The organism is Pseudomonas sp. PS01298 (assembly GCF_029959745.1).
In the GTDB taxonomy this organism is placed as follows: domain Bacteria; phylum Pseudomonadota; class Gammaproteobacteria; order Pseudomonadales; family Pseudomonadaceae; genus Aquipseudomonas; species Aquipseudomonas aylmerensis.
The window spans coordinates 1-7,230 of the sequence record NZ_JASCPP010000186.1 but is presented as its reverse complement, the minus strand read 5'-3'; the positions used below and the strand labels follow the sequence as shown (position 1 = coordinate 7,230).

The following is a 7,230-nucleotide window of genomic DNA, read 5'->3' as shown; positions in this document are numbered from 1 at the left end:
GCTCGCGAATGCGGCGGGTCAGTCGGTACATTCGTCGCTGACACACTGCATTCGCGAGCAAGCCCGCTCCCACATTTGGATCGAGTTACTGGCCGGAATTGATAGTGATCTTCTCGACCGCACCTTGCTCCAGATCCCACTTCTTGAGGATCTTGCCGTAGGTCCCATCATCGACCATGCCCTGCAACGCCTCACTGATCGCGCTGACCAGCTCGGTATTGCTCTTCTCGATCCCCAGCCCGGTGAACTGCTTGGAAATCGCCAGGCCTACCGGCTTGTACTTGCCCTTGTCCAACGACATCAAATAAGGAATCGTCTCGCTGCCCTGCATCGCCGCATCCAAACGGTTTTGCTGCAACTGGGCACGCGCGTCCGCCGAGCCTTCAGTGCCGATCACCACGATCGCTGGCTTACCTGCTGCTTCGCAGTTTTCCTTGCTCCACGCGGCAATTTCCGACGGCCAGGTCGTACGGCGGCTGGTGCCGACTTTTTTACCGCACAGGTCAGTCAATTCCTTGAGGTCTTCGCGCTTGGCCAGGGTGTACAGCTGTGGGCCACTGGTGAAGTAGTCGATAAACGTCACGGCTTTCTGGCGCTCGGCGGTGTCGCTCATGCCGGACAGCACGATGTCGACGCGCTTGGTGGTCAGCCCGCTGAGCATCTGCTCGAAGCCGGTTTCCTGCCATTTGATCTTCACGCCCAGGCGCTCGGCGAGGGCGTTGCCCAGGTCGAAGTCCAGGCCCGTGAGCTTGTTGGTGGCGGTGTCCTTGAAGTCCATCGGCGGGTAGTTCGGCACGATGGCCGCGCTGATCTCACCCTTGTCCTTGATTGCCGCCGGCAATGCCGCGAATACACACGAGGAGGCCATCAGGCCTGCGAGCAACGTTGGGATAAACAATGTTTTCATGGGGGCGTTCTCGTTAGTTTTCTAGTTAAGTGCGAACGGCAGAAATAAAGCTTTGGGTACGCGGGTTTTGTGGGCTTATTAGAATTTCTTCCGGGCTGCCGGCTTCCACAATCTGGCCGGCGTCCATAAACACCATGCGGTTGGAGACTTCACGGGCGAAGCCCAACTCATGGGTGACCACGATCATGGTCATGCCGGTGGTGGCCAAATCGCGCATCACCGACAGCACTTCTCCTACCAGCTCCGGGTCGAGGGCTGACGTGGGTTCGTCAAACAACATCAGCTTGGGGCGCATCGCCAGCGCGCGGGCAATCGCCACACGCTGTTGCTGGCCACCGGACAATTCCACCGGGTAGGCATTGCGCTTGTCCGCCAGGCCGACGCGGGCCAGTAATTCCAGCGCGTCCTCGGTGGCTTCCTTGGGCGAACGCTTGAGCACCTGGCACGGGCCTTCGATGATGTTCTGCAGCACGGTCATGTGCGGGAACAAATTGAAGCGCTGGAACACCATGCCGGTGGCCAGGCGCTGACGCGCGATCTGCGATTCATTCATTTCGTGCAACTTGTTGCCGACGACGCGGTAACCCACCAGTTCGCCGTCGACCCAGAGGCCGCCCTTGTCGATTTTTTCTAGCTGGTTGACGCAGCGCAGCAGCGTGCTTTTACCCGAGCCGGACGGGCCGATGATGCACATGACTTCGCCTTGCTCGACCTCGATATTGATGTCGCGCAGCGCGTGATACTGGTCGTAATACTTGTTCAGGTTGACGGCCTTGACGATGCTTCTCATGGGGCAAATCTCCTCAACCCAGACTTACGAACGCTTGCCGGCGCCGCGGGCAAAACGACGCTCGAGGCGGCTTTGACCAAATGAAAGAACAGTCACCACCGCCAGGTACCAGATGCCGGCAACAATCAGCAGCTCCATGACTCGGGCGTTGGCGTAGTAGATGTTTTGCGCGTTGTGCAGCAGCTCCGAGTACTGGATCACGCTGGCCAGGCTGGTCATTTTCACCATGCTGATGAACTCGTTGCCTACAGGTGGAATGATCACTCGCATCGCCTGCGGCAGAATTACCCTACGCAGCGCTTGCAGGCTCGGCATGCCGATGGACTTGGCGGCTTCGTACTGGCCGGTGTCCACCGACAGCAGGCCGGCGCGCACCACTTCAGCGGTGTAGGCGCCCTGGTTGATACTCAGGCCGAGCAGGGCGGCCACGAATGGCGTCATCAGGTCGACGGTGTCGATGCTGAACAGGCCGGGGATCGCGATCACCGGGAAAATCAGCGCCAGGTTGAACCACAGCAGCAGCTGCAGAATCAGCGGCGTGCCGCGAAACAGCCAGGTATAGGTGATGGCCACGTAACGCAGGATCGGGTTGGCCGACATGCGCATGATCGCCGTGATGACCCCGATCACCACCCCCAGCGCCATCGCCAGGATCGACATGACGATGGTGTTGACCAGGCCCCAGAGGATGGCCTCAGACGTGAGGAACTGACCGATGTAGGACCATTCGATCTGGCCATTGGCGAAGGCGCGCAACAGCGCGGCCAGTGCGATCACGATCAATGTGGCAAAAAACATCCGCCCGTAATAACGACGCGGCACGTGCTCGTACTGCGTGATATCGAACTGGTTCTCGGACAACTTGCGCTCGGCTTCCAAGCGCTCCGCCGGGGTTTGGTTCATGGTGCTACTCCACTGCTGTACTCGATCCAACGGTTAAAACACGGTCCAAATGTGGGAGCTGGCTTGCCTGCGAAAGCGCCAGCAAACTCACCACAAAGGCCCAGGTTTAAATCCGAAACCCCTGATAACTTTCAGCCCACTGCTGCTGAGCCGCCAACGCCACCTTCAACCGCCCAATCTGCTCCCGAACCCGCTCCGGCGCCGTCCCGCCCCAGCCACTGCGCGCCGCAATCGCTGCCTCCAGGGTCAAGCAGTCGCGCACTTCCGGCAGCAACCGAGCATCCACCTCCGCCAACATCGCCGGCGAGGCTTCCCACAATTCAATCTCATGCTTCTCACAGGCCTGCACCAAGGCGCCGGTAATCTCATGCGCCTCCTTGAACGGCACACCGCGCGTTGCCAACCAATCCGCCACCTCAGTCGCCAGGGTGAAGCCCATCGGCGCCTGACGCCGCAGCTCTTGCACCTGCACTTTCATGGTCGCAACCATCCCGGCCATCGCCGGCAGCACCAGCAGCAGGGTGTCCACGCTGTCCAGCACGCTGTGCTTGTCTTCACTCAAATCGCGGTTGTACGACAGCGGCAGCGACTTGAGTGTCGACATCAACCCGGTCAGGTTGCCGATCAAGCGCCCAGCCTTGCCCCGGGCCAATTCGGCAATGTCCGGGTTCTTCTTCTGCGGCATGATCGAGCTGCCGGTGGCGTAGGCATCGTCCAACACCACCCAGCGAAATTGGCGCGAAGACCACAGGCAAAACTCTTCCGACAGGCGCGAAATATTCACCCCAAGCATGCCGGCCACGAACAGGAATTCCGCCACATGGTCACGGCTGGCGACCGCATCAATGGAGTTTTCGCACGGTCCGGTGTAGCCCATTTCCTTGGCCGAATGCTCCGGCTGGCGCGCAATCGCCGACCCGGCCATGGCGGCCGCGCCCAATGGCGACAACGCCGTACGCGCATCCCAATCGACCAGACGCTGCACATCGCGCAGCATCGACTGCGCATGCGCCAACAGGTGATGGGCAAACACAATCGGTTGCGCTTGCTGCAAGTGGGTAAAGCCCGGGCAGATGCTCTCCACATGCTGCTCAGCCTGCTCCACCAACGCCTGCTGCAACGCGAGTACCTCGGTGGTGATGGTGCGTGCGTGGTCGCGTAGGAAAAGGCGCAGGTCGTTGGCCGTCTGGTCGTTACGCGAACGCCCGGCACGCAACTTGCCGCCCAGGGCGCCCAGCCGCTCGGTCAATACGCGTTCGATGAAGGTGTGCACATCCTCGTCATCCAGCGTCGGATGCAGGCGGCCGGCGGCGAAGTCCTCGCCGATCCGGTCCAGTGCCTCCAGGGTGCGCAGGGTCTCCGACTCATCCAGCAAACCGGCGCGCTGCAACTCACGGGCATGGGCACGGGAGCCGGCCAGGTCGTAGGGCGTCAGGCGGAAATAGCGCTCAGGGCAACGGGACAACGCGGCCAATGCTGCAGACGGACCGGTCTTGAAACGAGCGCCCCAAAGGCGGTCGGTGGGCTGGGACATGGGTATTCCTCACGCTTGTTTTTAGAAGAGTCGGAGGCAGTAAAAATAAGTTTTCAACTAGACTGAATCAGCGTCTGACGCGCCGTATTCAAGGTTGCCAAGGGCGGATGTTTATGTTCATTATCGCCGCCTGGCTGTGTTCAAGGACTGGGTCAAAGCCTGTTGAATATGGCACTTGAGGTCAACGCGTATTATGGAAACTCCACTTTCCACTTCTGGAAACCTGCCACCCAAACCCGGCACAAGACCGCCCCTGCAACTCAGTGGTTTGGACTTCAAATTGCTCCGGGTATTTATGGCTGTGGTCGAGGCTGGCGGCTTCAGCGCTGCACAAAACGAGCTGAACGTGGGCCTGGCAGCGATCAGCAAACAGATCTCCGACCTGGAAATCCGCATCGGTATGCGCCTGTGTACGCGGGGCCGGGAGGGCTTTGGGCTGACCGAAGAAGGCAAGTTGGTGTATCAGGCGTCTATCGAGTTATTTACCTCGGTCGACAGTTTTCGCGACAAGCTTAGTTCGGCGCAAAATGAACTGATCGGCGACCTTAGTGTGGGCGTTATTGATACTACCGTCTCCGATATCAACTCGCCGCTCATTGCCGCGTTGAGGAAGTTGCACAGCGAGTCGCCAAAAATAAGATTGCGCCTACAGGCCTCGCAACTTGACGAAGTTGAGCGTGGCGTCGTGGAAGGGCGGCTGATTGTCGGCATCGTGCCGGTGTACCAGCGCCGTGAGGAATTCGACTATTTCCCGCTGTATGAAGAAAAAGCCCACGCTTACTGCGCCGTAGGACATCCACTGTTCAATGCGAGCGACATCACACCCGAGGTGTTGCGCCAATACGAAGTGGTCAACCACCGGTACGCGATCCACCGCGACAAGGCCAACTTCGTCACCTACGACAGCCAGTCCGCCTCGGCCTCACAAGTCGAAGCCGTCGCGATCCTGATCCTGACCGGCCGCTTCCTGGGCTTCCTGCCAGAACACTACGCCGCGCCGCTGGTAAGGGAAGGGCGCCTACGCGTACTGTGCCCGGACCACGTGCACCTGAGCACCGCCGTTAACCTGATCCTGCGCCACAACGCCCCGCGCAGCCCCATGGTAAAAGCCTTCGCCACCGCCCTGGGCGTAGACCTCAAAGCCGCAACATAACGCCAAGCGCCGATCCCGACACGACATCGATCAAATGTGGGAGTTGTCGAGCCCCAGCGAGGCTACGAAGGGATCACCTCGGTCCATCCGCCGACCTTATCTATCTGCATCGACCCCCAGCACCCCATGCTAGCGCGCTTCCCAGCCTGAAACCGATCAAAATGCGGGAGCCCTCGAGCCCCAGCGAGGCTACGAAAGGATCACCTCGGTCACCCGCCGACCCCACCCACCCGCATCACCGCTGCAACTTGCCCTGCTTCTTCTTCGAATGAAAATGCCGAAAATGCGCATCCTGCGCCGCCGCCAGCAACTCCCGATCCCCGCGCGTATCGCCCCAGGCCCGCAGCCGATACTCCCCCAGGTCCCCATACACCGCTTCAAGGCGCAGCACCTTATTCTCACAGCGGCAGTTATTCCCGGTGAGCTTGCCGGTCAACACCCCATCCACCACTTCAAGCTCAGTGCCAATCAACTTGATCCCGAGCCGATCAGCAAACGGCTGCAACACCAACGCCGGCGACGCCGAACACAGCGTGACCACCGCCCCCGAGCCCAACTCCTGCTCCACTGACAGCACGCCCGCCGGGCGCATCAACCGCGCCCAATTGCGCTGGCAATACTCCTCGGCCTTCTGCTGCACCCACGACTTCTCGACCCCGGTCATAAAGGTGCGAATCAACTGCGCCTTCAACTCATCCCGGCTGATCAGCCGCAGCAAAAAGCGCAGCCCAGGCAACGCCAGCTTGACCATCCGGCCATAGAACTCGCCAGGGCCAAAGGCAAACTTGAGGAACGGCACAAAACTGTCGTGATGGGTCAGGGTGCCGTCGAAGTCAAAGACGGAGAGTACTTTGGCATCCACAGGGCCGGCTTCGAGCATGTCTGGGTTCACGGGTTGGCCTCGGTCCTATCTAGTGTTTTTTGAGTGTGCATCAGGTGTGACAGCAGGAGTTTACTCCCGTGCCAATCTTCCAACTTTGCTGTAAAGCGCTGCAGTGAAAGCGTTCCGATCACTCGACCGGTGACAACGCTGATGGCAATTGGGGCACAAGGCTACAGCATTGGTGATGCGATCCGAACCCTTCTGGGCGAGGTGGCCGGCCTGATGTGCTTCAAGAGGTAGCAATTCACTGGGCATAAAAAAGCCCTGAACATGTCAGGGCTTCATGGGGTTGCTTGGCTAAGGAATCAATCCCAGCTCAGCGCGCCGCCAGTCTGGTACTCGATCACACGGGTCTCGAAGAAGTTCTTCTCTTTCTTCAAGTCCATGATCTCGCTCATCCACGGGAACGGATTCGTCGTCCCTGGATACTCTTCCTTCAAGCCAATCTGCGACAGGCGACGGTTGGCGATGAACTTGAGGTAGTCCTCCATCATCGCCGCGTTCATGCCCAACACGCCGCGCGGCATGGTGTCACGCGCGTATTCGATTTCCAGCTGAGTCCCCTGCAGGATCATCTGGGTCGCTTCTTCCTTCATCTCGGCATCCCACAAATGCGGGTTTTCGATTTTGATCTGGTTGATCACGTCGATACCGAAGTTCAGGTGCATCGACTCGTCACGCAGGATGTACTGGAACTGCTCGGCGACGCCGGTCATTTTGTTGCGGCGGCCCATCGACAGGATCTGGGTAAAACCGCAGTAGAAGAAGATGCCTTCCAGGACGCAGTAGTAGGCGACCAGGTTGCGCAGCAGCTCTTTGTCAGTCTCGACGGTGCCGGTTTCGAACTTCGGATCGGAGATCGAACGGGTGTATTTCAGGCCCCAGGCGGCTTTTTTCGCGACCGATGGGATCTCGTGGTACATGTTGAAGATTTCGCCTTCATCCATGGCCAGCGATTCGATGCAGTACTGGTAGGCGTGGGTGTGGATCGCTTCTTCGAAGGCCTGGCGCAGGATGTACTGGCGGCACTCCGGGTTGGTGATCAGGCGGTACACGGCCA

General features: G+C 59.5%; 7 protein-coding genes and 1 pseudogene. 1 reads left to right on the top strand and 7 read right to left on the bottom strand.

The window, feature by feature from the left end; all coding sequences use genetic code 11:
• Positions 1–85 precede the first annotated feature (85 nt).
• From QMX97_RS31075 to argH, 4 genes are all read right to left on the bottom strand, one after another.
• Positions 86–907, bottom strand: coding sequence for an ABC transporter substrate-binding protein (locus tag QMX97_RS31075; RefSeq protein ID WP_282398187.1), 822 nt, complete (start codon positions 905–907; stop codon positions 86–88).
• Positions 908–932: 25 nt separating this feature from the next.
• Positions 933–1,697: an amino acid ABC transporter ATP-binding protein gene (locus tag QMX97_RS31070; RefSeq protein WP_016974699.1), complete on the bottom strand. Its 765-nt coding sequence runs from the start codon at positions 1,695–1,697 to the stop codon at positions 933–935.
• 24 nt (positions 1,698–1,721) lie between these two features.
• Entirely contained in the window at positions 1,722–2,600 is an 879-nt protein-coding gene (locus QMX97_RS31065) for an amino acid ABC transporter permease (protein ID WP_017134649.1), read from the bottom strand.
• A 106-nt stretch (positions 2,601–2,706) separates the two neighbouring features.
• Entirely contained in the window at positions 2,707–4,134 is a 1,428-nt protein-coding gene (gene argH / locus QMX97_RS31060) for an argininosuccinate lyase (protein WP_106802830.1), read from the bottom strand.
• 193 nt (positions 4,135–4,327) lie between these two features.
• Between argH and QMX97_RS31055 the strand changes: the two genes are divergently transcribed.
• On the top strand, positions 4,328–5,287 hold the full coding sequence (locus QMX97_RS31055; RefSeq protein ID WP_282398186.1) for a LysR family transcriptional regulator: 960 nt from the start codon (positions 4,328–4,330) through the stop codon (positions 5,285–5,287).
• Positions 5,288–5,522: 235 nt separating this feature from the next.
• On the opposite strand, the gene QMX97_RS31050 is transcribed toward QMX97_RS31055, so the two are convergent.
• From QMX97_RS31050 to QMX97_RS31040, 3 genes and pseudogenes are all read right to left on the bottom strand, one after another.
• Positions 5,523–6,167 carry an HAD-IB family hydrolase gene (locus QMX97_RS31050; protein ID WP_282398188.1) on the bottom strand — a complete coding sequence of 215 codons (645 nt, stop codon included), beginning with the start codon at positions 6,165–6,167 and terminating at the stop codon, positions 5,523–5,525.
• A gap of 72 nt (positions 6,168–6,239) precedes the next feature.
• Positions 6,240–6,383: pseudogene (locus QMX97_RS31045) on the bottom strand (HNH endonuclease); the annotation flags it as partial.
• Positions 6,384–6,475: 92 nt separating this feature from the next.
• Positions 6,476–7,230, bottom strand: a 755-nt coding sequence (locus QMX97_RS31040; RefSeq protein ID WP_282398185.1) for a ribonucleotide-diphosphate reductase subunit beta, incomplete at its 5' end; no start/stop codon positions are given.

Bases quoted from the DNA above. Each gene is read 5' to 3' on its own strand.
- QMX97_RS31075 (WP_282398187.1), bottom strand. From the start codon at position 907: ATGAAAACATTGTTTATCCCAACGTTGCTCGCAGGCCTGATGGCCTCC.
- QMX97_RS31070 (WP_016974699.1), bottom strand. From the start codon at position 1,697: ATGAGAAGCATCGTCAAGGCCGTCAACCTGAACAAGTATTACGACCAG.
- QMX97_RS31065 (WP_017134649.1), bottom strand. From the start codon at position 2,600: ATGAACCAAACCCCGGCGGAGCGCTTGGAAGCCGAGCGCAAGTTGTCC.
- argH (WP_106802830.1), bottom strand. From the start codon at position 4,134: ATGTCCCAGCCCACCGACCGCCTTTGGGGCGCTCGTTTCAAGACCGGT.
- QMX97_RS31055 (WP_282398186.1), top strand. From the start codon at position 4,328: ATGGAAACTCCACTTTCCACTTCTGGAAACCTGCCACCCAAACCCGGC.
- QMX97_RS31050 (WP_282398188.1), bottom strand. From the start codon at position 6,167: ATGCTCGAAGCCGGCCCTGTGGATGCCAAAGTACTCTCCGTCTTTGAC.